The following is a 25,573-nucleotide window of genomic DNA, read 5'->3' as shown; positions in this document are numbered from 1 at the left end:
TGGATCTATCAGCGCTTCTGAGTCAGTGCCCGACGCTCGAACTCGACGATGCGCTGGCGGTAGTGCTCGATGGTCTGCGCGGTCAACACGCTGCGCTGGTCATCCTTGAGCTCGCCGTCGAGTTCATGGGCCAACTTGCGCGCCGCAGCCACCATCACATCGAAGGCCTGCTTCGGATGACGTGGGCCTGGCAGCCCCAGGAAGAAGCTCACCGCACGGGTGCTGAAATGGTCGATGTCGTCCAGGTCGAAGATGCCCGGCTTGACCGCGTTGGCCATGGAGAACAGCACCTCACCGTGACCGGCCATGCTTTCGTGGCGGTGGAAGATGTCCATCTCACCGAAGCGCAGGCCGCTCTCGAGAATGTTCTGCAGCAGCGCCGGACCTTTGAAGCCGCCTTCGTCGCGGGAAATCACGCTGATCACCAGCACTTCCTCGACCGGGGGCAGCTCCTTGGCGGCATTGCCAGAGGCGGCGAAACCATTGTGGCGGTTGTTGTCGGCAGCGAAGTCTTCTTCGCTGTCGGCGAACAGATCCGGCTCGCGGGGTTCGGCAGCCAGGTTCAAGTCGCCCTGGGACGCATCGGCGGCACGCTTGCTACGTTTGCTCGCCTTGGCAGGCTTGGGTTCGCGCTCGCGTTCGCGTTCACGCGTCGGGGCACTCATCGAAGGCAGGTCGCTTTCGTCGAGTTCGGGTTCTTTGTGGGTTTCCAGTACCCGGGCTGGGCCCAGCACCTCCGCACTGCCTTCGTCGTCAGGCAGGTTGGAGTAGCTGCGATCCAGGCGGAATTTCAGCTTGCCTTTACCGCCGCGCATACGGCGCCAGCCGTCGAAAAGAATACCGGCGATGACAATGATGCCGATGACGATCAGCCACTCGCGCAGACCGATTTCCATGTAATCCCGTGCCTCTATAAAAATATGCTTGAAAACAAAGGGTTCAAAGCCCTTTAACACGTGGCGCCAACTCTATGTTCTGACAGGCGTTTTACCCACGCAAAAAACGAGTGACATTAAGCTAGCACGACCAAAGACAACTTTACACCGTCTGTCGCTCGTGGCGGGGCATTTCCCTGCACAATTGTGCACAAGTACCCGCCTCAGGCGTCGACCATGGCCAACGCCTCCTCCACATCCACGGCCACAAGACGTGAGCAGCCAGGCTCATGCATGGTCACCCCCATCAATTGATCGGCCATTTCCATGGCGATCTTGTTATGGGTGATGTAAATGAATTGCACACTTTCACTCATTTCCTTGACCAGGCGGGCGTAGCGCCCGACGTTGGCATCGTCCAGCGGGGCATCGACCTCGTCGAGCATGCAGAACGGTGCGGGGTTCAATTTGAAGATGGCAAACACCAGCGCCAATGCGGTCAGTGCTTTCTCGCCGCCGGACAGCAGATGGATCGTGCTGTTCTTCTTGCCCGGCGGACGCGCCATGATCGTCACCCCTGTATCGAGTAGATCTTCGCCCGTCAGTTCCAGGTAAGCGCTGCCGCCACCGAAAACTTTTGGAAAAAGTGCCTGTAATCCGGCATTTATCTGATCAAAGGTATCCTTGAAGCGGTTGCGGGTTTCCTTGTCGATCTTGCGGATGACGTTTTCCAGGGTCTCCAGCGCTTCGACCAGATCGGCGTCCTGGGCATCGAGGTAGCGCTTGCGCTCGGACTGCTGCTCGTACTCTTCGATAGCGGCGAGGTTGATTGCCCCCAGGCGTTGAATCCGCGCCTCCATCTGTTCCAACTCTTGCTCTGTACCCTGCTCGCTGGCTTCGGCTTCCAGGGTGGCGAGCACTCCTTGCAGGTCGTAGCCGTCGGCCAGCAGTTGCTCCTGCAGGGTCTTGCGGCGCACGTCCAGGCCCTGGCACTCCAGGCGCATCTGCTCCAACTGGCCGCGCAGCAACTGGGCCTGCTGTTCGGCCTGGGTGCGGCGGCGTTCGGCATCGCGCAAGGCGCGGTCGGCTTCATCCATGTGCAGGCGGGCCTGGCGCATTTCCTCATCGACGCCCATGCGCTGCTCCAGCAGGGCTTCGAGCTTCATGCGCAGCTCCTCCAGCGGCGCCTCGCCCTCCTCCAGGTTCAGACTCAACTGCTCCTGGCGCTCGGTCAGGCGTGCGGCTTGCTGTTCCAGGCGCTCGAGGGCCTGGCGGGTGGAATCATGCTGGGCACGCAACGAACCCAGGCGCACGGCCAACTGATGGGCATGATCCTTGTGCTGGCGGGCTTCCTGGCGCACGCGGTCGAGGCTCTCACGCAAGGAATCGCGGCGCGCCATCAATTGTTCACGCTGCTCGGTGTCCTGAGCCATCAGATCCAAGGCTTCCTGCAGCAGCAGGCGTGACTCGCCCAGTTGTTCGTGCTCCAGCGCGCGCTGCTCCTGGAGCTCGTGCTGTTCTTCCTGGAGACGGCGCAGGCGCAACTGGAGCTGTTCGGCACGGGCCTGGGCAGCTGACAGGCCGGCCTTGAGTTCACCATGCTGACGCCCCTCCTCCTGGGTACGGCGGCGCAGTTGCTCACGCTGTTCTTCCAGGTCGAGCTGCTGATCGCGCAGGGTTTGCAACTGCGCCTCCAGTTGCGCCAGCGCGGCCTCCTGCTCACGCTGTTCCTGGCTCAGGCGCTCGATCTCCTGGCCACGGGCCAATACCCCACCCTCTGCATCGCCACCACGGCTGACGCGCAAGAAGTGCCGACCTACCCAGTAGCCATCGCGACTGACCAGGCTCTGACCCTCGACCAGCGATTCACGCAGGTCCAATGCCTGGGCCAGATTCTCGACGGGCCGGACCTGGGCCAACCAGGGCGCGAGGTCGGTACGCCCCTCGACTTTGTCGAGCAGGCTGCCCGGCTGGCGCGGCCCCTCGCCTTGGGCCAGCAGCAGGCGCAACTCGCCCTGCTGCAGCTCGGTGAAATCGAGGCGGCTGAACCCGTCTACCAACACCGCCTGCAGATCCGCACCGAGCACTGTTTCCACGGCCAGTTCCCAACCCGGCTCGACCCGTAGCCCCTCGGCCAGACGCGGACGCTGCGCCAGGCCCTGATCACGCAGCCAGTCACCAGCGCCTGCGGCAGGCTCCAGGGCTGCCTGCTGCAAGGCCTCCAGCGAAGCCAGGCGCCCACCTAGGCGCTGGACCTCGCCCTGAGCCTGCTGCTGGGCGCGGGTGGCCTGCTGCAATTGTTCACGCAGCGCCTCCAGACGTTCGACCACCTGTTCCTCGGACACCTGCAACGCTTCGAGCGCCAACTCGCTGCTGGCCAACTGCTCGGCCAGTTCGAGCATGGCGGCATCCTGCGGATCGGCGCCCATCTGCTCCTGTTCTTCAGCGAGCTTGCGCTGGCGCTCGGCCAGGCGTTCCAGGCTGGCCTCCAACTGCTGCAGGCGCGACTGCTGCACTTCGGCCTGGCGCCGCGGCTCAGCGGAGCGGCTATTGAAGGCGTCCCACTGCTCCTGCCAGCCGTGCATGCCCTGCTCGGCTTCTTCAAGGGTGGCTGCGGCTTCTTCGGCGGCAGCCAGGGTCAACTCTTGCTCGGGCTCGAGCATCTGCAGCTCTTCGCCCAGGGTGGCCAACAAGGTGCGGTCATGACCGAGGTGCGATTCGGTCTCCAGGCGCGTGCGCTCGGCCTCCTTGAAATCGTCCTGCAACTGGCGCAAGCGCTGCTGGCCGTGCTGGATGCTCTGTTCGACCCGGGCGATGTCACCGGCCACCGAATAGAAGCGGCCCTGGACCTGATTGAAGCGCTCGGACAATTCGTGGTGGCCGTCGCGCAGCCGTTCGATGCTGGCATCGGCGTTGCGCTGCTCGGCGACCAAGGCCTCGTGGGCGACGTCCTGATCACCGATCACCGCTTCGCGCTGACGCACGCGGTCGTCCAGGTCGCGCCAGCGCAACGCCGACAGACGCGCCTTGAGCTGGCGCTCCTGGGCCTTGTACTCGCGGTATTTCTCGGCAGCCTGGGCCTGGCGGTGCAGGCGTTCGAGCTGGCGCTCGAGCTCTTCGCGCAGGTCGGTCAGGCGCGCCAGGTTTTCCTGGGTGCGACGGATGCGACTCTCGGTCTCGCGGCGGCGCTCCTTGTACTTGGAAATGCCCGCCGCTTCCTCGATGAAGTTGCGCAGCTCCTCGGGCTTGGCCTCGATCAGCTTGGAGATCATGCCCTGCTCGATGATCGAATAGCTGCGCGGGCCGAGTCCGGTGCCCAGGAAGATGTCGGTAATGTCCCGGCGCCGGCACTTGGTGCCATTGAGGTAGTAGGTGTTCTGCCCGTCGCGGGTCACCTTGCGGCGAATCGAGATCTCGGCGTAGGCCGCGTACTCACCGACCAGGGTGGTTTCGCTGTTGTCGAACACCAGTTCGATGCTCGCCTGGCTGACGGGCTTGCGGCTGGTGGAGCCGTTGAAGATGACGTCGGTCATCGACTCGCCGCGCAGGTTCTTCGCCGAACTCTCGCCCATCACCCAGCGCACGGCATCGATGATATTGGACTTTCCGCAACCGTTAGGGCCCACCACAGCGGCCATGTTGCTGGGAAAATTGACCGTGGTCGGGTCGACGAACGACTTGAACCCGGCCAGCCGTATGCACTTCAGGCGCATCGGTCAGCCTCGGGCCAGCGCGGCCAGCACCAGTTCGCAACTGCGCTGGCTGTAGGCGCTGAGTACCTCGCGGATGCGCGGCAGGTCACGAGCGACCACGGCGTCGAGCAGGCGGGCGAACAGTTCCAGGTAATCGACCATGTTCGCCTGGCGCTGATCCAGGGCCAGGTAATAGGCACGACTCATGGCCGGTTGCAGGTTCTCGACGGTTTCCTGCAGGTATGGGTTGTCGGCGAACGGATAAGCGGCGCGCATCACCGCGAAGCTGTCGGCGACGAAGGCTTTTATGTCCTGCCGATCACAGGCGTGCTGCAGGCGCTGCTGGATGTCCAGGAAGGGGCGCAGATCGGAGTCCAGGCGCCATTTTTGTGCAACGGCATTGCCCAGCAGAATGTAGAACTCACCCATCAAGGTGCAGAGGCTGCGTACCTTGTGCTCACTCAGCTCGGTCACATGGGCGCCTCGGCGCGGCACGATCGCGATCAGATGACGACGTTCGAGGATCAACAGCGCCTCGCGCACCGAGCCACGGCTGACGTCGAGGGCCTGGGTAACCTTCAACTCCTGGATGCGCTCACCGGGCGCGAGTTCGCCACGGATGATCCGCTCGGCCAGGTAGTCGGCGATCTGCTCGGAGAGGCTGTCCGGCGCCTTGAACGTCATGGTTTTCCTTCAAAATCATTGGACTGGGCACTAAAGGAGCGATTGTAGCGCACTTGGCCAGCACGCGCGCAGAGGGTCTTCGCGCTTTATTCGACCGGCGCGCAGCGGGTGATTACGGCGCGATCTATGCTTGGTAAAGGGACAGCAACAGGCCGTTGGGCAAGGGCTCGGGCATTTTCTTGACCTTTGAGTCAGAAAAATATTGACCAAGACGTCAGCTCTGCTTAGAGTCCGCTCAACAACAATAAAACCATTGCGAGGCCATCCCCGTGATCCAGTTTCTCGTCAACCAGGAGCTGCGCCGAGAGCACGCCCTGGACCCGAACATGACGGTGCTGCAGTACTTGCGTGAGCACCTGGGCAAACCCGGCACCAAGGAAGGCTGCGCCAGCGGCGACTGCGGTGCCTGCACCGTGGTGGTGGGCGAACTGACCCAGGACGAACAGGGCCAGGACAGCCTGCGCTACCGCAGCCTGAACTCGTGCCTGACCTTCGTTTCGGCCTTGCACGGCAAGCAGCTGATCAGCGTCGAAGGCCTCAAGCATCAAGGTGAACTGCACAGCGTGCAACGCGCCATGGCCGACTGCCATGGCTCGCAATGCGGCTTCTGCACACCGGGCTTCGTAATGTCGCTGTTCGCCCTGCAAAAGAACAGCAACAGCCATGACCTGCACCGCGCCCAGGAAGCCCTGGCCGGCAACCTGTGCCGCTGCACCGGCTATCGACCGATCCTCGACGCAGCCGAACAGAGCTGCCGCCAGCCCTGCAAGGACCAATTCGACGCCCAGCAAGCGCAGACCATCAGCCGCCTCAAAGCCATCGCCCCGACCCAGACCGACGAGCTCAACAGCGGTGACAAGCGCTGCCTGGTGCCACTGACCGTCGCCGACCTGGCCGAGCTATACAGCTCGCACCCGGAGGCGCGCCTGCTGGCCGGTGGTACCGATCTGGCGCTGGAAGTCACCCAGATGCACAAGACCTTGCCGGTGATGATCTACGTCGGCCACATCGCCGAACTCAAGCGCATCGAAACGACCAGCAGCCACCTGGAGATCGGTGCGGCCACCCCGCTCACCGACTGCTATGCCGCACTCGACGCCGAATACCCCGACTTCGGCGCCCTGCTGCACCGCTTCGCCTCGCTGCAGATCCGCAACCAGGGCACCCTCGGTGGCAACATCGGCAACGCCTCGCCGATCGGCGACTCGCCACCCTTGCTGATCGCCCTGGATGCGCAGATCGTCCTGCGCCAGGGTGAGCGTCAGCGCACGATGCCGCTGGAAGACTACTTCATCGACTACCGCATCACCGCCCGCCAGGACAGCGAGTTCATCGAGAAGATCATCGTTCCTCGCGCCAGCAATGACTGGGCGTTCCGCGCCTATAAAGTCTCCAAACGCCTGGATGACGATATTTCCGCGGTGTGCGGCGCCTTCAACCTGAGCATCGAAGACGGCGTGGTCAGCGGCGTGCGCATCGCCTTCGGCGGCATGGCCGCGATTCCCAAGCGCGCCCGTGCCTGTGAAGCCGCCCTGCGCGGCAAGCCGTGGACGCAAGCCAGCATCGAACGCGCCTGCCAGGCCCTGGCCGAGGACTTCACCCCGCTCAGCGATTTCCGCGCCAGCTGCGAGTACCGCCTGCTGACCGCGCAGAACCTGCTGCGCAAGTACTTCATCGAACAGCAAACACCGCACATCGAGACCCGGGTGACCGCTTATGTCTAACCATCACGCAGCCAAGAGCCAGGCCGAGATGGCCGAACTGTTCAGCCAGGACCTGGCCACCGGGGTCGGGCGCAGCCTCAAGCACGACAGTGCCGACAAGCACGTGGCCGGCGAGGCGGTGTACATCGACGATCGCCTGGAATTCCCCAACCAGTTGCACGTGTATGCGCGCACCGCAGACCGCGCCCACGCCCGCATCCTGCGTATCGACACCACACCGTGCTATGCCTTCGAGGGCGTACGCATCGCCATCACCCACGAAGACATCCCCGGCCTAAAGGACATCGGCCCTGTGGTGGCCGGCGACCCGTTGCTGGCCATCGACAAGGTCGAATTCTTCGGCCAGCCGGTGCTCGCAGTCGCCGCCCGCGACCTGGACACCGCGCGCCGCGCGGCCATGGCAGCCATCGTCGAGTACGAGGACCTGGAGCCGGTGCTGGACGTAGTGGAAGCGCTGCGCAAACAACACTTCGTGCTCGACAGCCACACCCACCAGCGTGGCGATTCGGCCAGCGCTCTGGCCAGTGCGCCGCACCGCCTGCAAGGCACCCTGCACATCGGCGGCCAGGAGCACTTCTACCTGGAAACGCAGATTTCCTCGGTGATGCCCACCGAGGACGGCGGCATGATCGTCTACTGCTCCACGCAGAACCCCACCGAGGTACAGAAGCTGGTCGCCGAAGTGCTCGACGTGCCGATGAACAAGGTGGTGCTGGACATGCGCCGCATGGGCGGCGGCTTTGGCGGCAAGGAAACCCAGGCGGCAAGCCCGGCCTGCCTGTGCGCGGTGATCGCGCGCCTGACCGGCCAGCCCACCAAGATGCGCTTGCCACGGGTCGAAGACATGACCATGACCGGCAAGCGCCACCCGTTCTATGTCGAATACGACGTCGGCTTCGACGACGAAGGACGCCTGCACGGCATCAACATGGACCTGGCCGGCAATTGCGGCTACTCGCCCGACCTGTCCGGTTCGATCGTCGACCGCGCCATGTTCCACTCCGACAACGCCTACTACTTGGGCGATGCCACCGTGCACGGTCACCGCTGCAAGACCAATACCGCCTCCAACACCGCCTACCGCGGCTTCGGTGGACCCCAGGGGATGGTCGCCATCGAGCAGGTAATGGACCATATCGCCCGCCACCTGGGACGCGATCCACTGGCCGTGCGCAAGGCCAACTACTACGGCAAGACCGAGCGCAACGTCACTCACTACTACCAGACCGTCGAGCACAACATGCTCGAAGAGATGACCGCCGAGCTGGAGGCCAGCTGCGACTATGCCGAGCGCCGCGAGTCGATCCGTCGCTTCAACGCCAACAGCCCGGTGCTGAAGAAAGGCCTGGCGCTGACGCCCGTCAAGTTCGGCATCTCGTTCACCGCCACTTTCCTCAACCAGGCCGGTGCGCTGATCCACATCTATACCGACGGCAGCATCCACCTCAACCACGGCGGCACCGAGATGGGCCAGGGTCTGAACACCAAGGTCGCACAAGTGGTGGCGCAAGTGTTCCAGGTCGACTTCAGCCGCATCCAGATCACCGCCACCAACACCGACAAGGTGCCCAACACCTCGCCCACGGCCGCCTCCAGTGGTGCCGACCTGAACGGCAAGGCCGCGCAGAACGCCGCCGAGATCCTCAAGCGGCGCCTGACCGAGTTCGCCGCCCGGCATTACCAGGTCACCGAAGAGGACGTCGAGTTCCGCAACGGCCATGTGCGGGTGCGCGACCAGATCGTCAGCTTCGAGCAGTTGGTGCAACTGGCTTACTTCGCCCAAGTCTCACTGTCGAGCACCGGGTTCTACCGCACGCCGAAGATCTACTACGACCGCAACCAGGCGCGTGGTCGACCGTTCTACTATTTCGCCTTCGGCGCCGCCTGCGTCGAGGTGATCGTCGATACCCTGACCGGCGAGTACAAGATGCTGCGCGCCGACATCCTCCACGACGTCGGCGACTCGCTGAACCCGGCCATCGACATTGGCCAGGTCGAGGGCGGCTTCATTCAAGGCATGGGCTGGCTGACCACCGAGGAGTTGGTGTGGAATGCCAAGGGCAAGCTGGTCACCAATGGCCCGGCCAGCTACAAGATCCCGGCCGTGGCCGACATGCCGCTGGACCTGCGGGTGAAGCTGGTGGAGAACCGCAAGAACCCCGAGGACACGGTGTTCCATTCCAAGGCCGTGGGCGAGCCGCCGTTCATGCTCGGCATCGCTGCCTGGTGCGCGATCAAGGATGCCGTGGCGAGCATCGCCGATTACCGCGTGCAGCCGCAGGTGGACGCACCGGCGACGCCGGAGCGGGTGTTGTGGGGCTGTGAGCAGATGCGCAAGGCCCAGGCCCTGCAGCAACCGGCCGAGCCGGAACTGGAAACCGTGACCCACTGACAGCGAGGAACCCTGTGGGAGCGGGCTTGCCCGCGAATGCGATGCTGGGCTCACCGCCCTCTTCGCGGGCAAGCCCGCTCCCACAGGGTCCGCAGCGTGACTTAGAGAGGTTGCATCATGCACCAATGGATCAACGCCCTCGCCGACCACCAATCCCGTGGCGAAGCCTGCGTCCTGGTGACCATTATCGAGGAACGCGGTTCGACGCCGCGCAACGCGGGCTCGAAGATGGTCGTCAGCGCCACGGCGCTGTTCGATACCATCGGCGGCGGGCACCTGGAATACAAGGCCCTGCACATCGCCCGGCAGATGCTCGCCGAACACCGCACCACCCCGCATCTGGAGCGCTTCAGCCTGGGCGCGAGCCTGGGCCAGTGCTGCGGCGGCGTGACCGTGCTGCTGTTCGAACCGATGGCCGCAGTGCAGGCGCAGATTGCAGTGTTCGGCGCGGGCCATGTGGGGCGCGCTCTGGTACCCTTGCTCGCCGCGCTGCCCTGCCGCGTACGCTGGATCGATTCGCGCGAGCAGGAGTTTCCCGCGCTCATTCCCGAGGGGGTGACCCAGGTGGTCAGCGACGACCCGGTCGACGAAGTGGCCGAGCTGCCTGCCGGCAGCTACTGCATCGTCATGACCCATAACCATCAGCTCGACCTGGAGCTGACCGCCGCCATCCTCAAGCGCAACGATTTCACCTGGTTCGGCCTGATCGGCTCGAAGACCAAACGGGTCAAGTTCGAGCATCGCTTGCGCGAGCGCGGCTACGACGATGCCGTGATGGCGCGCATGCGATGCCCCATGGGCCTGGCAGAGGTCAAGGGCAAGCTGCCGATCGAGATCGCCGTGTCCATCGCCGGGGAAATCATCGCCACCTACAACGCCTGCTTCGGCCAGCACGATGCTGGCGCCAACGCCGGCCCCATTGCCCAGTTGCTGCCGCCCTCCCGGCGCAGCCAAGCCATTTGACGAGTGAGTTATGACCGCTACCCGCAAAGCCTACCGTGCCGCCATCCTGCACAGCATCGCCGACCCGGCCGAGGTGGGCCTGGACGCTTCCCATGAGTACTACGAAGACGGCCTGCTGGTGGTCGACGATGGCCGCATCAGCGCACTGGGCGCCGCCAGCGAACTGCTGCCGACCCTGGACGCCGACATCGAGGTGGTGCATTACCAGAATGCGCTGATCACCCCTGGCTTCATCGATACCCACATTCATTTCCCACAGACCGGGATGATCGGCTCCTACGGCGAACAGCTACTGGACTGGCTCAACACCTATACCTTCCCCTGCGAGAAGCAGTTCGCCGACAAGGACCATGCCGACAAAGTGGCGGCCATCTTCATCAAAGAGCTGCTGCGCAACGGTACCACCACCGCCCTGGTGTTCGGCAGCGTGCATCCGCAGTCGGTCAATGCCCTGTTCGAGGAGGCCGAACGCCTGGACCTGCGCATGATCGCCGGCAAGGTGATGATGGACCGCAACGCGCCCGACTACCTGACCGACACCGCCGAAACCAGCTACACCGAGAGCAAGGCGCTGATCGAGCGCTGGCATGGCAAGGGCCGCCTGCACTACGCCGTGACCCCACGATTCGCCCCCACCAGCACCCCGGAACAATTGGCCATGGCCGGCCAATTGCTCAAGGAATACCCGGACCTCTACCTGCACACTCACTTGTCCGAGAACCTCAAGGAGATCGAGTGGGTCAAGGCCCTGTTCCCGAAACAGAATGGTTACCTGGACGTCTACGACCATTACGAGCTGCTCGGCGAGCGCTCGGTGTTCGCCCACGGCGTGCACCTGTGCGACGCAGAATGCCAGCGTCTGGCCGAAACCGGCTCGGCCGTGGCCTTCTGCCCCACGTCCAATCTGTTCCTCGGCAGCGGCCTGTTCAACCTGCCCCAGGCCGAGCGTTTCAAGGTCAATGTGGGCCTGGGTACCGACGTTGGGGCCGGCACCAGCTTCTCGCTGCTCAACACCTTGAACGAGGCCTACAAGGTCATGCAGCTACAGGGCGCACGTCTGCATCCTTACAAGTCGTTGTACCTGGCCACCCTCGGCGGTGCCCGCGCCCTGCGCCTGGACGACCGCATCGGCAGCCTGCGCCCAGGTAACGATGCCGACTTCGTGGTGCTGGACTACAAGGCTACGCCGCTGTTGGACTACCGCATCCAGCAGTCCAACAGCATCGAGGAAACCCTGTTCGTGCTGACCACCCTGGGCGACGACCGTACGGTGCGTGAAACCTACGCCGCCGGTCGTCAGGTACATCAGCGTCAAGGCTGACGGGCCAACCCTCGGTACAAGGCGCCGCCAAGCGCGGCGCCAATCAACGGTGCAAGCCAGAACAGCCATAGCTGCTGCAGCGCCCAGCCACCGACGAACAGAGCCGGCCCGGTACTGCGCGCCGGGTTGACTGACGTGTTGGTCACCGGGATCGAGATCAGGTGGATCAGGGTCAAGGCCAAACCGATGGCGATCGGTGCCAGGCCGGCCGGCGCCCGGGTATCGGTAGCGCCCATGATCACCACCAGGAACATCGCCGTCATCACCACCTCGCTCACGAAGCCGGAGACCAGCGAGTAACCACCTGGGGAGTGCTCGGCGTAGCCGTTCGAGGCAAGCCCCGCCGACAATTCGAAACCGGCCTTGCCGCTGGCTATGAAGTAGATCACCCCGGCAGCCAGCACCGCGCCGATCACCTGGGCGATCACGTAGGGCAGCAGTTCCTTGGCCGGGAAGCGCCCACCCACTACCAGCCCGAACGACACGGCAGGATTGAGATGACAACCGGAGATATGACCGATGGCGAACGCCATGGTCAGCACCGTGAGGCCGAAGGCGAAGGCGACACCGAGCACGCCGATGCCGACCGGGGAGCTGGCTGCCAGCACTGCGCTGCCGCAACCACCGAGAACCAACCAGAAGGTGCCGATCAGTTCGGCACCCATGCGCGTACCCAGAGACATGGTCATGGAACCTTCCTCAAGTAGTTGTCCGCAATTAATGCGCAAGCCCAACTGCTTGATGAAGGTTTGCCCACAAGAATTTAGCAGACCTTCAGCTGATGACCAGTGACACGAAGGGGCCGCTTCGAACCCCATCGCCGGCAAACGTTCAACCCTTGGCGGAGACCTTGGGCTTTTTCTGCAAAAGGTGCGAAAACACCGCGTGCAGATCGTCCGAGGCACTTTCCTCGTCGAGATTGAGCTTACTGTCGATGTGGTCCATGTGGTGCATCATCAGGCTCACCGCCTGCTGCGCATCGCGCGCCTCGATGGCGTCGATCAACTGCATGTGCTCGTCGTACGAGCAATGGGAGCGGTTGCCGCTTTCGTACTGGGCGATGATCAACGACGTCTGCGACACCAGGCTGCGCTGGAAGCTCACCAGCGGGGCGTTACCCGCCGCCTCGGCCAGCTTCAGGTGGAACTCGCCGGACAGCCGAATGCCCGCGCCTCGATCGCCACGGGAGAAACTGTCCCGCTCTTCGCGAACCATCTGGCGCAGCTCGTTGAGTTGCTCGGGGGTCGCGTGCTGTACGGCCAGTTCGGTGATGGCGCGTTCGACCATGCGCCGCGAGAAGAACACCTGGCGTGCTTCCTCGACCGTTGGGCTGGCCACCACCGCGCCGCGATTGGGGCGCAGCAGCACCACGCTTTCGTGGGCCAAGCGCGACAGGGCGCGACGGATGATGGTGCGGCTGACGCCGAAGATCTCGCCCAGCGCTTCCTCGCTCAACTTGGTGCCAGGTGCCAGGCGCTGCTCGAGGATGGCCTCGAAAATATGCGCATAGACGATGTCGTCCTGGGTACCGCTACGGCCGGCCTTGCCAGTGCGCGCAGGTTTCTTCAGAGGTTGCAGCTGTTCGTTCATGGGCTCTCGAGCACAAAGGATCCGCCAGTCCAGCCTCGACTGTAATGCCTGTCGGAGGGTGGTTGGCAAGTCCTGATGAAAAATGAAGGACCAAGGTATGGCGCCATTGTACACAGGCGGAACCCTTTCTGCAGGCCACCTTTTACTTATATAGCCGTTGTACCAAGGTTTGCGCGAACAAAAGATAAAACATTATTTGCATTCTTTGTACACAAAAGCATAATCCAACGAGCAACTTCCTGACCAAGAAGTCAACAAATCGGTCGGGCGTCTGCCTTCCCTCGTGGAGCCACCAAGTGCGTAGCGCAGGCCAATGGTTCCAAAACAACAAGAAAGACTTGAGGAGTAACGCTGTGGAAACCCGCAAATCAGAAGCCCCGACGTTGGATCTCTCCCCACCGCTCGAAACGAGCTGGCTGGAGCGAATCTTCAAACTCAAGCAACACGGCAGCACCGTACGCACCGAACTGATCGCCGGGGTGACCACGTTCATCACCATGGCGTACATCATCTTCGTCAACCCCAACATCATGGCCGACGCCGGCATCGATCACGGCGCGGCCTTCGTCGCCACCTGCATCGCCGCAGCGCTGGGCTGCCTGCTCATGGGCCTGTACGCCAACTGGCCAGTAGGCCTTGCGCCGGGCATGGGCCTGAACGCGTTCTTCACCTATACCGTGGTCGGCACCATGGGCTACAACTGGGAAACGGCGCTGGGGGCGGTATTTGTCTCCGGCGTGCTGTTCATGTTCCTGACCTTGTCGAAAGTGCGCGAGTGGCTGCTCAACAGCATTCCGGTCAGCCTTCGCCATGCCATGGGGGCCGGCGTCGGATTGTTTCTCGGACTGATCGGCCTGAAAACCGCGGGCATCATCGTCGACAGCCCGGCCACGCTGATCAAGCTCGGCTCGCTGCACGAGCCTGGCCCGCTGCTGGCTGCCCTGTGCTTCCTGATGATCGCCATCCTCAGCTACAAGCGGGTGTTCGGCGCCATCCTCATCAGCATCATCGGCGTGACCCTGGCCGGCTGGGGCCTGGGGCTGGTGAAGTTCGGCGGAGTCATATCGATGCCGCCGAGCCTGGCGCCGACCTGGATGGCCATGGACGTGGCCGGCGTGTTCAACGTCAGCATGATCAGCGTGGTGCTGGCATTCCTGTTCGTGCACATGTTCGATACCGCCGGCACCCTGATGGGCGTAGCGCAGCGCGCCAACCTGGTGGCTCCGGACGGACGCATCGAAAACCTTTCACGGGCGCTGAAGGCCGACAGTGCCTCGAGCGTGTTCGGTGCCGTGGTCGGTGTGCCGCCTGTGACCAGCTATGTCGAAAGTGCCGCAGGTGTGGCGGCGGGCGGTCGCACCGGCCTCACCGCGGTGGTGGTCGGGATCCTGTTCATCGCCGCCATGTTCTTCGCACCGCTGGCCGGCATGATCCCCGCCTACGCGACTGCCGGTGCGCTGATCTATGTGGCGATGCTGATGATGGGCAGCATGGCGCACATTCACTGGGATGAAGCCACCGACAGCATCCCGGCGATCGTCACGGTGATCATGATGCCGCTGACCTTCTCGGTGGCCGACGGCATTGCCCTGGGCTTCATCAGCTATGTGGCGCTGAAGGCAGGAACCGGCAAGTACAAGGAAATCTCCGCCAGCCTGTGGGTGCTGTGCGCGATCTTCATCGCCAAGTTCGTGTTTCTCTGAACCCAGCCACATACAGACGAAGGGCGCCTCGGCGCCCTTCGTTCGTTTCCATTGCCTGTAACGGCCCTTTCGCGGGACAAGCCCGCTCCCACAGGTTCATCGCAGTCCTTCGGTCTGGTGTCATCCTGTGGGAGCGGGCTTGTCCCGCGAAGAGGCCAGCACAGACACCACAAAACCCATAGACGAAAAAAAGCCCGCCAGTGTGAGAGCGGGCCAAGGACCTACGAAGATTCTTCTAGCGACCAACTAGCTTCCACGATAGGTCGAATAGCTGTACGGCGAGATCAGCAGCGGCACGTGGTAGTGGTCCTGCTGCTCATCGATGCCGAAACGCAGCACGACAACATCAAGAAACGCCGGCTCCGGCAACTGCACGCCACGTGCGCGGTAGTAAGCGCCGGCGCTGAACTGGAGTTGGTAGACGCCGGTGCGGTAATCCTCACCTTGCAGCAACGGCGCATCGACGCGGCCATCGCTGTTGGTCAGGGCAGTGTTCACCAGTTCCAGCTGCTGGCCTTCGACACGATACAGCTCGACCTTGATCGCGCTGCCCGGGCAGCCGTGAGCGGCATCCAATACGTGTGTGGTCAAACGTCCCATTTGCTTGTCGCCTCTTGTTCAATCTGTGGGCAAAAAATACACAGCCTTCGCACCAGCACAGGGCATGCGCCGAGCGGGAATGACCTCATTAAGACATTTCGTCGAAATATTGTACACAATTTTTTGATCCCATCTGTCGCACGCCCTGCAAACCGGCCATTCGCGGCAAATATAGGCAGTATGAGCGCGCCATTCTCATTAGCTGACCAATCAGGCAGGTTTCTTGCAATGCATTCTAAGCCGCCCTTCAGGCGACAAAAGGGCAGAAATGCGGAAAAACAGGCTTACAAAAGATTTTAGAAGTTGTATACAATCAGCCCATCCGGTGGTGCGACATCCCGACGCGGCTCGCCCACCCCGCACTAACGCACAAGAAGGAAGATAGCAGTGAGCGCTGACTACCCTCGCGACCTGATTGGTTACGGCAACACCCCACCTCACCCGCAGTGGCCGGGCAATGCCCGCATCGCGCTGTCTTTCGTGCTGAACTACGAAGAAGGTGGCGAGCGCAATATCCTGCACGGCGACAAGGAGTCCGAGGCCTTCCTCTCCGAGATGGTCGCTGCCCAGCCGCTGCAAGGCGTGCGCAACATGAGCATGGAGTCGCTCTACGAATACGGCAGCCGCGCCGGCGTGTGGCGCTTGCTCAAGCTGTTCAAGAACAGTGGCGTGCCGCTGACCATCTTCGCCGTGGCCATGGCCGCCCAGCGCCATCCTGACGTGATCCGCGCCATGGTCGAGGCCGGCCACGAGATCTGCAGCCACGGCTACCGCTGGATCGACTACCAGTACATGGACGAGGCCCAGGAGCGCGAGCACATGCTCGAGGCCATCCGCATCCTCACCGAACTCACCGGCGAGCGCCCGCTGGGCTGGTACACCGGCCGCACCGGCCCGAACACCCGCCGCCTGGTGATGGAAGAAGGTGGTTTCCTCTACGACAGCGACACCTACGACGACGACCTGCCCTACTGGGAGCCGAACAACCCGACTGGCAAGCCGCACCTGGTGATCCCTTACACCCTCGACACCAATGACATGCGCTTCACCCAGGTGCAGGGCTTCAACTGCGGCGAGCAATTCTTCCAGTACCTCAAGGACGCCTTCGACGTGCTGTACGCCGAAGGCAGCGAAGCACCGAAGATGCTCTCCATCGGCCTGCACTGCCGACTGGTCGGCCGCCCTGCTCGCCTGGCCGCGCTCAAGCGCTTCATCGACTACGCCAAGAGCCACGAGCAGGTCTGGTTCGCCCGTCGCGTGGACATCGCCCGCCACTGGCACGCCACCCACCCGTACAAGAAAGAGAACGCCTGATGACCGCCTTCAAGACCCTCAAACCATCGACCCTGGACCGTGACACCTTCGTCCGCGCCTTCGCCGACATCTACGAGCACTCGCCGTGGGTCGCCGAGAGAGCCTACGACCTGGGCCATCTGGGCGAGCTGGACGAGATCGAGGCGCTGCACCAGCGCATGAGCGACATCCTGCTCAGCGCCAGTCACGGCGAGCAACTGGCGTTGATCAATGCGCACCCGGACTTGGCCGGCAAGGCGGCGATCCAGGGCGAACTGACCGAGTCGAGCACCAATGAACAGGCTGGCGCCGGCATCCACCAGTGCACCGCCGAGGAGTTCGCCCGCTTCACCGAACTGAACGATGCCTACAAGGCCAAATTCCAGTTCCCGTTCATCATGGCGGTCAAGGGCAGCAATCGGCACCAGATCCTCGCCGCCTTCGAAAAACGCATCCACAACGATACCGATGCCGAGTTCAAGGAAGCCCTGGCGCAGATCAACCTGATCGCCCTGTTCCGCCTGCTGCAGCTTTGAGGGCCAGGCGCAGGCATGGCCCGAGTGCGTGACGCGAACGCACCCAGGGCCTGGCCTGCCAGCCGGTCCACCCTATTGAAGAACAACGAACATAAAAGAGAGACCCGCATGCGCACCCTGATGATCGAGCCCCTGACCAAAGAAGCCTTCGCCCCCTTCGGTGACGTGATCGAAACCGATGGCAGCGATCACTTCATGATCAACAACGGTTCGACCATGCGCTTCCACAAGCTCGCCACGGTCGAGACCGCCGAGCCCGAGGACAAGGCCATCATCAGCATCTTCCGCGCCGATGCGTTGGAGATGCCATTGACGGTACGCATGCTGGAACGCCATCCGCTGGGCAGCCAGGCTTTCATTCCGCTGCTCGGCAACCCCTTTCTGATCGTGGTCGCGCCAGTTGGCGATGCACCTGTATCAGGTTTGGTCCGAGCCTTCCGCAGCAACGGCAGGCAGGGCGTTAATTACCATCGCGGCGTCTGGCACCACCCGGTGCTGACGATCGAAAAGCGGGATGACTTCCTGGTGGTTGATCGCAGTGGTTCCGGCAACAACTGCGACGAGCATTACTTCACCGAGGAACAGATGCTGATCCTCAATCCCCACCAATAAGAAAAGGTCGATCATCGTTTGGTGATTGGCATGAGGTACATACTGTGGAAGCACACCTTCACGAATGGCTGAACCTGAGCATTCGCTGGGTTCACATGATCACCGGTGTCGCCTGGATCGGTGCATCGTTCTACTTCGTCTGGTTGGAAAACAACCTCAACCGCAGCAGCCCGCGCGATGGGCTATCGGGTGACCTCTGGGCCATCCACGGCGGGGGTATCTACCACCTGGAGAAGTACAAGCTGGCGCCGCCGAAAATGCCCGAGAACCTGCATTGGTTCAAATGGGAAGCCTACTTTACCTGGATGTCCGGGATCGCCCTGCTGTGCGTGGTGTTCTACTGGAACCCGACCCTCTACCTGCTCGCTCCCGGCAGCACCCTGAGCGGCGCCGAAGGCGTGGCCATCGGTATCGGATCGTTGGTCGCCGGCTGGTTCATCTACGACTTCCTGTGCGACTCGCCGCTGGGCAAGAAACCTGCCTTGCTCGGCGCCGTGCTGTTCGTCCTGATCATCGCTGCCTGCTTCGGCTTCAGCCTGATGTTCAGCGGTCGTGGTGCCTACCTGCACACCGGTGCGATCATCGGCACCATCATGGTCGGCAACGTGTTCCGCATCATCATGCCGGCCCAGCGCCAACTGGTGGCGGCGATCGAGAACAACACCACTCCCGATCCGGTGCTGCCGGCCAAGGGTCTGCTGCGTTCGCGCCACAACAACTACTTCACCCTGCCGGTGCTGTTCATCATGATCAGCAACCACTTCCCGAGCACCTACGGCAGTCAGTACAACTGGTTGATCCTGGCCGGCATCGCGGTGGCAGCGGTATTGATCCGTCACTACTTCAACACCCGCCACGACAGCAACAAGTACGCCTGGACCTTGCCCGTCGGCGCCCTGGCGATGATCTGCCTGGCCTATGTCACCGGTCCCAAGCCGCTGCCCATGACGCCTGAGCAGGCTGCGGCAAAGATCGAGTACCAGCCGCTGCCCGCCACCGCCGTTGGCGGCAAGACCGCCGCCGAGCTGCGCGCCGAGGAAGCCGCCAAGGCCGCCCAAGCGCCTGCCGCACCCGCCCAGGCCCCGGCCGAGGCCACTGCCCAGGCTGGCGGCGATACCTTCGACAAGATCCACAGCGTCATCCAGGAACGCTGCACCGTGTGCCACTCGTCCAAACCGACCAGCCCACTGTTCAGCGCCGCCCCTGCCGGCGTGATGTTCGACACCCCGCAACAGATCCAGGCCCAGGCCGCGCGCATCCAGGCGCAAGCGGTCGCCAGCCAGATCATGCCGCTGGGCAACATCACCCAGATGACCACCGAGGAGCGCAAGCTGGTCGGTGAGTGGATCGCCAAGGGCGCCCCGGTCAACTGACTGCAAGCTGCAAGCAATCAAGCTACACGCAAGCATCGAGCGCCAGCACCGAGTGCAGGCTTCAAGCGGATCACGAGCTTTCTTGAAGCTTGCCGCTTGCAGCTTGCCGCTCGCGCTGATCGCTTGGATCCGAGAATAAAAACAAGACTCGAGGTGCTGCATGTCCCAGTTACGCCAAGCGCACATACCCGTCGCCCCCCCGCGACAGCCCCTGCCCTTGTTCCAATTGCTCCTGGTTGGCCTGCAACATGTGCTGCTGATGTATGGCGGCGCCATCGCCGTCCCCTTGATCATCGGCCAGGCCGCCGGTCTTTCCCGTGAAGAAGTCGCTTTTCTGATCAACGCCGACTTGCTCGTCGCCGGGGTCGCCACCATCATCCAGTCGTTCGGTATCGGCCCGGTCGGAATCCGCATGCCGGTGATGATGGGGGCGAGCTTTGCCGCCGTCGGCAGCATGGTGGCCATGGCCGGCATGCCCGGCGTAGGCCTGCAGGGGATCTTCGGCGCGACCATCGCTGCCGGTTTCTTCGGCATGCTGATCGCACCCTTCATGTCCAAGGTCGTACGCTTCTTCCCACCCCTGGTCACTGGCACGGTGATCACCTCGATCGGCCTGTCGCTGTTCCCGGTCGCGGTCAACTGGGCCGGTGGTGGCGCCGAGGCAGAGACCTTCGGCTCGCCGATCTACCTGCTGGTAGCCAGCCTGGTGCTGGCGGTGATCCTGCTGATCAACCGCTTCATGCGCGGCTTCTGGGTCAATGTGTCGGTACTGGTGGGCATGGGCCTGGGCTACATCCTGGCCGGCTCCATCGGCATGGTCGACCTCTCCGGGCTGAGCCAGGCACCATGGCTGCAAGTGGTCACGCCACTGCACTTCGGCATGCCGACGTTCAGCCTGGCGCCGATCCTGTCGATGTGCCTGGTAGTGGTGATCATCTTCGTCGAGTCCACCGGCATGTTCCTCGCCCTGGGCAAGGTCACCGACCGCGAAGTGACGCCAGGGATGCTGCGTCGCGGCCTGTTGTGCGACGCGGGTGCATCGTTCGTGGCAGGCTTCTTCAACACCTTCACCCACTCCTCGTTCGCCCAGAACATCGGCCTGGTACAGATGACCGGTGTGCGCTGCCGCTACGTCACGGTCATGGCCGGGGGTCTGCTGATCCTGCTCAGCCTGCTGCCCAAGGCCGCCTACCTGATCGCCTCGATCCCGCCAGCCGTACTGGGCGGCGCATCCATTGCCATGTTCGGCATGGTGACCGCCACCGGCATCAAGATCCTGCAGGAGGCGGACATCAGTGATCGACGCAACCAACTGCTGGTGGCGGTGAGTGTCGGCTTTGGCCTGATCCCGGTAGTCCGTCCGGAGTTCTTCGCGCAGATGCCGCAGTGGATGGAACCGATCACCCACAGCGGTATCGCCATGGCGACGATCAGCGCCCTGGTGCTCAACGTGTTGTTCAACATCCTCGGTGGCGCCGACCGCGCCGCGCACAACGAGGTCTGTCAGCAACATTGAGCCGGAGGGGCGACCACTCCGGTCGCCCCGCCCTACCCCCGTTTCGACATCATCGACCCACTTGGATGGGCCGTACGGGGCTGGCTCGCGCACAAAAAATGCCAACAACGATAAGTCTGGGAACCACGACATGAAGCGCATCACCTCGTCCCTGCTGCTGGGCAGCAGCCTGCTGGCCACCCTACCCGCCCACGCCGGCGAATGGCTGCAATGGCACGGCGAAAGCCTGACCTACCTGTATGGCAAGGATTTCAAGGTCAACCCACGTATCCAGCAGACCATCACCTTCGAGCACGCCAACAAGTGGAAGTACGGCGACACCTTCATGTTCGTCGACAAGATTTTCTACAACGGGCAAGCCGATGCCAGCAAAGGCGTGACCACCTACTACGGCGAATTCAGCCCACGCCTGTCGTTCGGCAAGATCTTCGACCGCAAGCTCGCTTTCGGTCCGGTCAAGGACGTACTGCTGGCCATGACCTATGAACGCGGCGAAGGCGACAACGAGGCCTACCTGATCGGTCCCGGCTTCGACCTGGCGATCCCTGGCTTCAATTATTTCACCCTCAACTTCTACGTGCGCAACACCGAGGGCAGCCGCCCGGGCGATAACGTCTGGCAGATCACTCCGGCCTGGTCCTACACCATTCCCGTGGGTAAGTCCGACATCCTGATCGACGGTTACATGGACTGGGTGGTGGACAACGACCAGACCCGCCGTGGCACTTACCACGCCAATCTGCAGTTCAACCCACAGGTCAAGTATGACCTGGGCAAAGCCCTCGACCTGGGCGCCAAGCAACTGTACGTGGGCATCGAATACAGCTACTGGAAGGACAAGTACGGCATCGACAGCCGCGGCAACATCGACAGCAACCAGAGCGTCACCAGCGCCCTGGTGAAAGTGCACTTCTAGGAAACTGACCGAACGCCCAACTTTGTTCCAGCGTGCTCCAGGACGGAGCACTTGAGGCCAGGCGCGCAAGTGAGTAATCTGCGCCCCCCCTCGATCAGGGCAGGAGGGATTCTGCCCGCGTTAGCTGACCGCTCGGTCAATGAATACGGGCGGTTGGTGGATGTGTTGCCAGCCTGAAAGACCCTTTTCATCGGTGCAGAACGACGTCGAGCAGGACGGTTGCCGCTAACCCGGAAAGTTGGCGCAACTCTTGCCAAACAGCTGTGGCCAATCGAAAAAAGCTGACTACAAAGACAAAAAAAACAGCGCCATCACAAAGCGCTGACAACTGATCACCCAGGAGCGATTTCTACAATGCGTACCCTCAACAGCCTCATTCTCGCGGGCGGCCTGCTGGCCTGCGGCACCACCTTCGCCGGCGACCTGCTGCAGTGGCAGAACAACAGCCTGACCTACCTCTGGGGCAAGAACTTCAAGGTCAATCCGGAGACCCAGCAGACCTTCACCTTCGAGCACGCCGACGGCTGGAAATACGGCGACAACTTCTTCTTCATCGACAAGATCTTCTACCAGGGCAAGAAGGACGCCGGTAACGGCCCGAACAGCTATTACGGCGAGTTCAGCCCCCGCTTGTCGTTCGGCAAGATCTTCGACCAGAAACTCGAGTTCGGCCCGGTCAAGGACGTGCTGCTGGCGATGACCTACGAATTCGGCGAGGGGGATTCCGAGTCCTACCTGATCGGCCCGGGCTTCGACCTGGACATCCCAGGCTTCGACTACTTCCAGCTGAACTTCTACCAGCGCACCACCGATGGCAGCCGCGCCGGTGATAACGTCTGGCAGATCACCCCGGTTTGGTCCTACACCATCCCGGTCGGCTCCTCCGACGTACTGATCGATGGTTTCATGGACTGGGTGGTAGACAACGACGAGAACCGTCACGGCACCTACCAGGCCAACCTGCACTTCAACCCGCAGATCAAGTACGACCTGGGCAAGGCCCTGCACCTGGGCGAGAAGCAGTTGTACGTAGGTATCGAGTACGACTACTGGAAGAACAAGTACGGGATCAAGGATTCCGATGCGTTCACCACCGACCAGAACACCGCGAGCCTGCTGGTCAAGGTTCACTTCTGACGCAATGCCTGGGGCTGCCTTGCAGCCCCAGCCCTCCCCCTCAATTTGCAGGCCGCAGCGCCCGCCACAACTTGCCTGCAACCCCCACTACCGCCAGCACCACGGCCCCGGCCAGCACACCGGCCACTCCATTGAGCAGGCCGCTGGTCAGCATGCCACCCCGTCCTTCGCTGAACGCTTCGATGGCATGATGAAGCGGTGCGATTCCGTGCACCAGAATCCCCCCACCGACCAGGAACATCGCCGCGGTACCGATCACTGACAGCCCCTTCATCATGTAAGGGGCGGCGCGCAGGATACCGTTGCCGACTGCCTGAAGCGTCTTCGAGGTTTTCTGGCTCATCCACAAGCCCAAATCATCGAGCTTGACGATGCCGCCTACCAGGCCATACACGCCAATGGTCATGACGATCGCAATCCCCGTCAGGACGATGATCTGCTGGCTCAACGGCGCATCGGCCACAGTGCCCAGGGTGATCGCGATGATCTCTGCCGAGAGGATGAAATCGGTGCGCACCGCCCCCTTGATCTTGGTCTTCTCGAACGCCACCAAGTCGACCTTGCTATCGGCCAGTGCCTCTCTGCGCGCCGCATGCTGGGCCTGGTCTTCTTCCTGGCTGTGCAGAAACTTGTGTGCCAGCTTCTCGAAGCCCTCGAAACACAGGTAAGCCCCGCCCAGCATCAACAATGGTGTGACCGCCCAGGGAATGAAGGCGCTGATCAACAGCGCCGCCGGCACCAGGATCGACTTGTTGACGAACGAGCCCTTGGCCACCGCCCACACCACCGGGATCTCCCGTTCGGCGCGCACACCCGTGACCTGCTGGGCATTGAGTGCAAGGTCATCGCCCAACACGCCTGCGGTCTTTTTCGCCGCGACCTTGGTCATCAGCGACACGTCGTCGAGCATCGTGGCGATGTCGTCGATCAGTACCAGTAGACTGCTTCCTGCCATGTTTGCCATTTCCAAAAGAAGTGAATGGGCCGGATTCTAGCCCAAAGCCGCTGCCTTGAGCCGCCGTCGGGCCCGGTGCTACCATGCCCGATCACCCTTAGAGGTGGCCAGACACGAGGAAGATCCCCGACAATGAGCACCATTCGCGAGCGCAACAAGGAACTGATCCTGCGCGCGGCCAGCGAGGAATTCGCCGACAAGGGCTTCGCCGCCACCAAGACCAGCGACATCGCGGCCAAGGCCGGCCTGCCCAAGCCGAACGTGTATTACTACTTCAAGTCCAAGGACAACCTCTACCGTGAGGTCCTGGAGAGCATCATCGCGCCGATCATGCAGGCGTCGACGCCGTTCAATGCCGACGGTGACCCCAAGGAAGTGTTGAGCGCGTACATTCGCTCGAAGATCCGCATCTCCCGTGATCTGCCGTACGCTTCGAAGGTGTTCGCCAGCGAAATCATGCACGGTGCCCCGCACCTGTCGCCGAGCCAGGTGGCGCAGTTGAACGAGCAGGCGCGGCACAACATCGAGTGCATCCAGCACTGGATCGACCGGGGACAGATCGCCCATGTCGATGCCCATCACCTGATGTTCAGCATCTGGGCCGCGACCCAGACCTACGCCGATTTCGATTGGCAGATCTCAGCGGTGACCGGCAAGGCCAAGTTGGCCGACAGCGATTACGAAGCGGCTGCCGAGACCATCATTCGCATGGTGCTCAAGGGCTGTGAGCCTGAGGCTGCCTGAGGGTCGGCCGCGCTGGCCGCGGAAGATGTGTGTGGGGGCGGCGCTCGATACCCGCCCCCACACATCTACCGGCAGACACCCTCGGTACTACAGAATCAAGCCGCTACGCCAGCATCCGCCGTCAATCCTGCCGCCTCGATGGCACTGATCGCACACTGCTCGTCGATATCCGATGTATCGCCACTGATCCCCACCGCCCCCAGCACCTTGCCGTCCTGACTACGAATCAGCACACCGCCCGGCGCCGGCACCACCGGCCGCTCACCTAAACCGTTCAACGCCGCGAAAAACGCGGGCCGCTGCTGCGCATCCAGCGCCAGCAAGCGCGAGCCCTTGCCCAGAGCAATTGCTCCCCAGGCCTTGCCGATGGCCACCTCCGGGCGGATCAGGCTGGCACCGTCCTCACGCTGCAATGCCAGCAGATGGCCACCGGCATCGAGTACCGCCACGGTCAACGGCGCTGCGTTGATCTTGCGGCCCGCCGCCAACGCGGCCGAGATCAGTCCGACCGCGACATCCAGGTTCAAAGCGTTCATGCAAAGGTCCTCTTCTTGTTGTGAGAAGCCCTGAGGGCAGTTGAAAACCGATCACTCAATAGAACACAATAGAAATAGTTTTTGTATACAATAATTTCAAACAAACGTATGCGATCACGCAAACGATCGTTTTCCACCGCGCTCTAGCGAAACATTTTCTCTCCGATGAAAACCCATTGACCTGAGCCGGCAGGCGTGAATACACTTTGGCGCAACGCAAGTTGTATACAATTACAAAATCGATGAGGCACAAATCATGAGCAAAATGAGAGCAATCGATGCAGCCGTTCTGGTCATGCGCCGTGAAGGCGTAGAGACTGCGTTCGGCATTCCGGGGGCTGCCATCAACCCGCTGTACTCGGCCCTGAAGAAAGTCGGTGGCATCGATCACGTCCTCGCTCGCCACGTCGA

Annotated in this window: 22 protein-coding genes; 14 read left to right on the top strand and 8 right to left on the bottom strand. The window is 62.4% G+C overall.

Going from position 1 to position 25,573, the window contains the following annotated elements; genetic code table 11:
* Positions 1–8 precede the first annotated feature (8 nt).
* The 3 genes from zipA to KY379_RS25045 all read right to left on the bottom strand — a co-directional run bounded on the left by zipA (position 9) and on the right by KY379_RS25045 (position 5,251).
* Positions 9–896: a cell division protein ZipA gene (zipA, locus tag KY379_RS25055; protein ID WP_133331546.1), complete on the bottom strand. Its 888-nt coding sequence runs from the start codon at positions 894–896 to the stop codon at positions 9–11.
* A 203-nt stretch (positions 897–1,099) separates the two neighbouring features.
* Positions 1,100–4,588 carry a chromosome segregation protein SMC gene (gene smc / locus KY379_RS25050; RefSeq protein ID WP_261241948.1) on the bottom strand — a complete coding sequence of 1,163 codons (3,489 nt, stop codon included), beginning with the start codon at positions 4,586–4,588 and terminating at the stop codon, positions 1,100–1,102.
* A 3-nt stretch (positions 4,589–4,591) separates the two neighbouring features.
* Positions 4,592–5,251, bottom strand: coding sequence for a GntR family transcriptional regulator (locus tag KY379_RS25045; RefSeq protein WP_133331550.1), 660 nt, complete (start codon positions 5,249–5,251; stop codon positions 4,592–4,594).
* 269 nt (positions 5,252–5,520) lie between these two features.
* Here KY379_RS25045 and xdhA point away from each other — a divergent pair, with 269 nt between their 5' ends.
* The 4 genes from xdhA to guaD all read left to right on the top strand — a co-directional run bounded on the left by xdhA (position 5,521) and on the right by guaD (position 11,651).
* A complete protein-coding gene (gene xdhA, locus KY379_RS25040; protein ID WP_133331552.1) occupies positions 5,521–6,975 on the top strand; it encodes a xanthine dehydrogenase small subunit in 1,455 nt (484 codons plus the stop codon).
* The gene (xdhB, locus tag KY379_RS25035; protein ID WP_133331554.1) at positions 6,968–9,367 is read left to right on the top strand and encodes a xanthine dehydrogenase molybdopterin binding subunit; all 2,400 of its coding nucleotides are present in this window, start codon (positions 6,968–6,970) and stop codon (positions 9,365–9,367) included. Before xdhA ends, xdhB begins: the two co-directional genes overlap by 8 nt.
* A gap of 117 nt (positions 9,368–9,484) precedes the next feature.
* A complete protein-coding gene (gene xdhC, locus KY379_RS25030) occupies positions 9,485–10,330 on the top strand; it encodes a xanthine dehydrogenase accessory protein XdhC (RefSeq protein WP_133331556.1) in 846 nt (281 codons plus the stop codon).
* A gap of 10 nt (positions 10,331–10,340) precedes the next feature.
* Positions 10,341–11,651 carry a guanine deaminase gene (gene guaD, locus KY379_RS25025; RefSeq protein WP_261241949.1) on the top strand — a complete coding sequence of 437 codons (1,311 nt, stop codon included), beginning with the start codon at positions 10,341–10,343 and terminating at the stop codon, positions 11,649–11,651.
* Here the strand turns inward: guaD and aqpZ are convergent.
* Together aqpZ and KY379_RS25015 are read right to left on the bottom strand one after the other, a co-directional pair.
* The gene (gene aqpZ / locus KY379_RS25020; protein WP_133331560.1) at positions 11,642–12,340 is read right to left on the bottom strand and encodes an aquaporin Z; all 699 of its coding nucleotides are present in this window, start codon (positions 12,338–12,340) and stop codon (positions 11,642–11,644) included. The genes guaD and aqpZ overlap by 10 nt on opposite strands.
* A gap of 142 nt (positions 12,341–12,482) precedes the next feature.
* Positions 12,483–13,241, bottom strand: coding sequence for a GntR family transcriptional regulator (locus KY379_RS25015; protein WP_133331561.1), 759 nt, complete (start codon positions 13,239–13,241; stop codon positions 12,483–12,485).
* Positions 13,242–13,594: 353 nt separating this feature from the next.
* Between KY379_RS25015 and KY379_RS25010 the strand changes: the two genes are divergently transcribed.
* The gene (locus KY379_RS25010; RefSeq protein ID WP_133331562.1) at positions 13,595–14,944 is read left to right on the top strand and encodes an NCS2 family permease; all 1,350 of its coding nucleotides are present in this window, start codon (positions 13,595–13,597) and stop codon (positions 14,942–14,944) included.
* Between the two features lie 246 nt (positions 14,945–15,190).
* Here KY379_RS25010 and uraH read toward each other — a convergent pair whose 3' ends face one another.
* Positions 15,191–15,544, bottom strand: coding sequence for a hydroxyisourate hydrolase (uraH, locus tag KY379_RS25005; protein ID WP_133331563.1), 354 nt, complete (start codon positions 15,542–15,544; stop codon positions 15,191–15,193).
* Between the two features lie 387 nt (positions 15,545–15,931).
* Here uraH and puuE point away from each other — a divergent pair, with 387 nt between their 5' ends.
* The 7 genes from puuE (at position 15,932) to KY379_RS24970 (ending at position 22,927) form a co-directional block, all read left to right on the top strand.
* Positions 15,932–16,858 (top strand): allantoinase PuuE, encoded by a 927-nt coding sequence (puuE, locus tag KY379_RS25000; protein ID WP_261241952.1) that lies wholly within the window; start codon positions 15,932–15,934, stop codon positions 16,856–16,858.
* A complete protein-coding gene (uraD, locus tag KY379_RS24995; protein ID WP_261241954.1) occupies positions 16,858–17,373 on the top strand; it encodes a 2-oxo-4-hydroxy-4-carboxy-5-ureidoimidazoline decarboxylase in 516 nt (171 codons plus the stop codon). The genes puuE and uraD overlap by 1 nt, the downstream gene beginning before the upstream one ends.
* Positions 17,374–17,481: 108 nt before the next feature.
* Positions 17,482–17,985, top strand: coding sequence for an ureidoglycolate lyase (locus KY379_RS24990; RefSeq protein WP_133331566.1), 504 nt, complete (start codon positions 17,482–17,484; stop codon positions 17,983–17,985).
* A 44-nt stretch (positions 17,986–18,029) separates the two neighbouring features.
* Entirely contained in the window at positions 18,030–19,358 is a 1,329-nt protein-coding gene (locus KY379_RS24985; RefSeq protein WP_261241957.1) for a urate hydroxylase PuuD, read from the top strand.
* Between the two features lie 160 nt (positions 19,359–19,518).
* A complete protein-coding gene (locus tag KY379_RS24980; protein WP_133331568.1) occupies positions 19,519–20,874 on the top strand; it encodes a nucleobase:cation symporter-2 family protein in 1,356 nt (451 codons plus the stop codon).
* 130 nt (positions 20,875–21,004) lie between these two features.
* The gene (locus KY379_RS24975; protein ID WP_133331569.1) at positions 21,005–21,790 is read left to right on the top strand and encodes an outer membrane protein OmpK; all 786 of its coding nucleotides are present in this window, start codon (positions 21,005–21,007) and stop codon (positions 21,788–21,790) included.
* Positions 21,791–22,144: 354 nt separating this feature from the next.
* On the top strand, positions 22,145–22,927 hold the full coding sequence (locus KY379_RS24970) for an outer membrane protein OmpK (protein WP_196172590.1): 783 nt from the start codon (positions 22,145–22,147) through the stop codon (positions 22,925–22,927).
* A gap of 40 nt (positions 22,928–22,967) precedes the next feature.
* Here KY379_RS24970 and KY379_RS24965 read toward each other — a convergent pair whose 3' ends face one another.
* Positions 22,968–23,882, bottom strand: a complete 915-nt coding sequence (locus KY379_RS24965; protein WP_196172589.1) for a DUF808 domain-containing protein — start codon at positions 23,880–23,882, stop codon at positions 22,968–22,970.
* A 132-nt stretch (positions 23,883–24,014) separates the two neighbouring features.
* Between KY379_RS24965 and KY379_RS24960 the strand changes: the two genes are divergently transcribed.
* Positions 24,015–24,626: a TetR/AcrR family transcriptional regulator gene (locus KY379_RS24960; RefSeq protein WP_196172587.1), complete on the top strand. Its 612-nt coding sequence runs from the start codon at positions 24,015–24,017 to the stop codon at positions 24,624–24,626.
* Positions 24,627–24,721: 95 nt separating this feature from the next.
* Here KY379_RS24960 and KY379_RS24955 read toward each other — a convergent pair whose 3' ends face one another.
* Positions 24,722–25,162, bottom strand: a complete 441-nt coding sequence (locus KY379_RS24955; protein ID WP_133331573.1) for a GlcG/HbpS family heme-binding protein — start codon at positions 25,160–25,162, stop codon at positions 24,722–24,724.
* 256 nt (positions 25,163–25,418) lie between these two features.
* Here KY379_RS24955 and KY379_RS24950 point away from each other — a divergent pair.
* The coding region (locus KY379_RS24950; protein WP_261241959.1) for a thiamine pyrophosphate-binding protein at positions 25,419–25,573 on the top strand (155 nt) is incomplete at its 3' end.

It is taken from the genome of Pseudomonas sp. HD6422, assembly GCF_025377065.1.
Classification (GTDB): domain Bacteria; phylum Pseudomonadota; class Gammaproteobacteria; order Pseudomonadales; family Pseudomonadaceae; genus Aquipseudomonas; species Aquipseudomonas putida_U.
The sequence above is the reverse complement of the archived record's forward strand: the minus strand, read 5'-3'. Positions and strand labels throughout refer to the sequence as shown.

Coding starts and splice junctions, on each gene's coding strand:
- zipA (WP_133331546.1), bottom strand. CDS start 896: ATGGAAATCGGTCTGCGCGAGTGGCTGATCGTCATCGGCATCATTGTC.
- smc (WP_261241948.1), bottom strand. CDS start 4,588: ATGCGCCTGAAGTGCATACGGCTGGCCGGGTTCAAGTCGTTCGTCGAC.
- KY379_RS25045 (WP_133331550.1), bottom strand. CDS start 5,251: ATGACGTTCAAGGCGCCGGACAGCCTCTCCGAGCAGATCGCCGACTAC.
- xdhB (WP_133331554.1), top strand. CDS start 6,968: ATGTCTAACCATCACGCAGCCAAGAGCCAGGCCGAGATGGCCGAACTG.
- xdhC (WP_133331556.1), top strand. CDS start 9,485: ATGCACCAATGGATCAACGCCCTCGCCGACCACCAATCCCGTGGCGAA.
- guaD (WP_261241949.1), top strand. CDS start 10,341: ATGACCGCTACCCGCAAAGCCTACCGTGCCGCCATCCTGCACAGCATC.
- aqpZ (WP_133331560.1), bottom strand. CDS start 12,340: ATGACCATGTCTCTGGGTACGCGCATGGGTGCCGAACTGATCGGCACC.
- KY379_RS25015 (WP_133331561.1), bottom strand. CDS start 13,241: ATGAACGAACAGCTGCAACCTCTGAAGAAACCTGCGCGCACTGGCAAG.
- uraH (WP_133331563.1), bottom strand. CDS start 15,544: ATGGGACGTTTGACCACACACGTATTGGATGCCGCTCACGGCTGCCCG.
- uraD (WP_261241954.1), top strand. CDS start 16,858: ATGACCGCCTTCAAGACCCTCAAACCATCGACCCTGGACCGTGACACC.
- KY379_RS24990 (WP_133331566.1), top strand. CDS start 17,482: ATGCGCACCCTGATGATCGAGCCCCTGACCAAAGAAGCCTTCGCCCCC.
- KY379_RS24980 (WP_133331568.1), top strand. CDS start 19,519: ATGTCCCAGTTACGCCAAGCGCACATACCCGTCGCCCCCCCGCGACAG.
- KY379_RS24975 (WP_133331569.1), top strand. CDS start 21,005: ATGAAGCGCATCACCTCGTCCCTGCTGCTGGGCAGCAGCCTGCTGGCC.
- KY379_RS24970 (WP_196172590.1), top strand. CDS start 22,145: ATGCGTACCCTCAACAGCCTCATTCTCGCGGGCGGCCTGCTGGCCTGC.
- KY379_RS24965 (WP_196172589.1), bottom strand. CDS start 23,882: ATGGCAGGAAGCAGTCTACTGGTACTGATCGACGACATCGCCACGATG.
- KY379_RS24960 (WP_196172587.1), top strand. CDS start 24,015: ATGAGCACCATTCGCGAGCGCAACAAGGAACTGATCCTGCGCGCGGCC.
- KY379_RS24955 (WP_133331573.1), bottom strand. CDS start 25,162: ATGAACGCTTTGAACCTGGATGTCGCGGTCGGACTGATCTCGGCCGCG.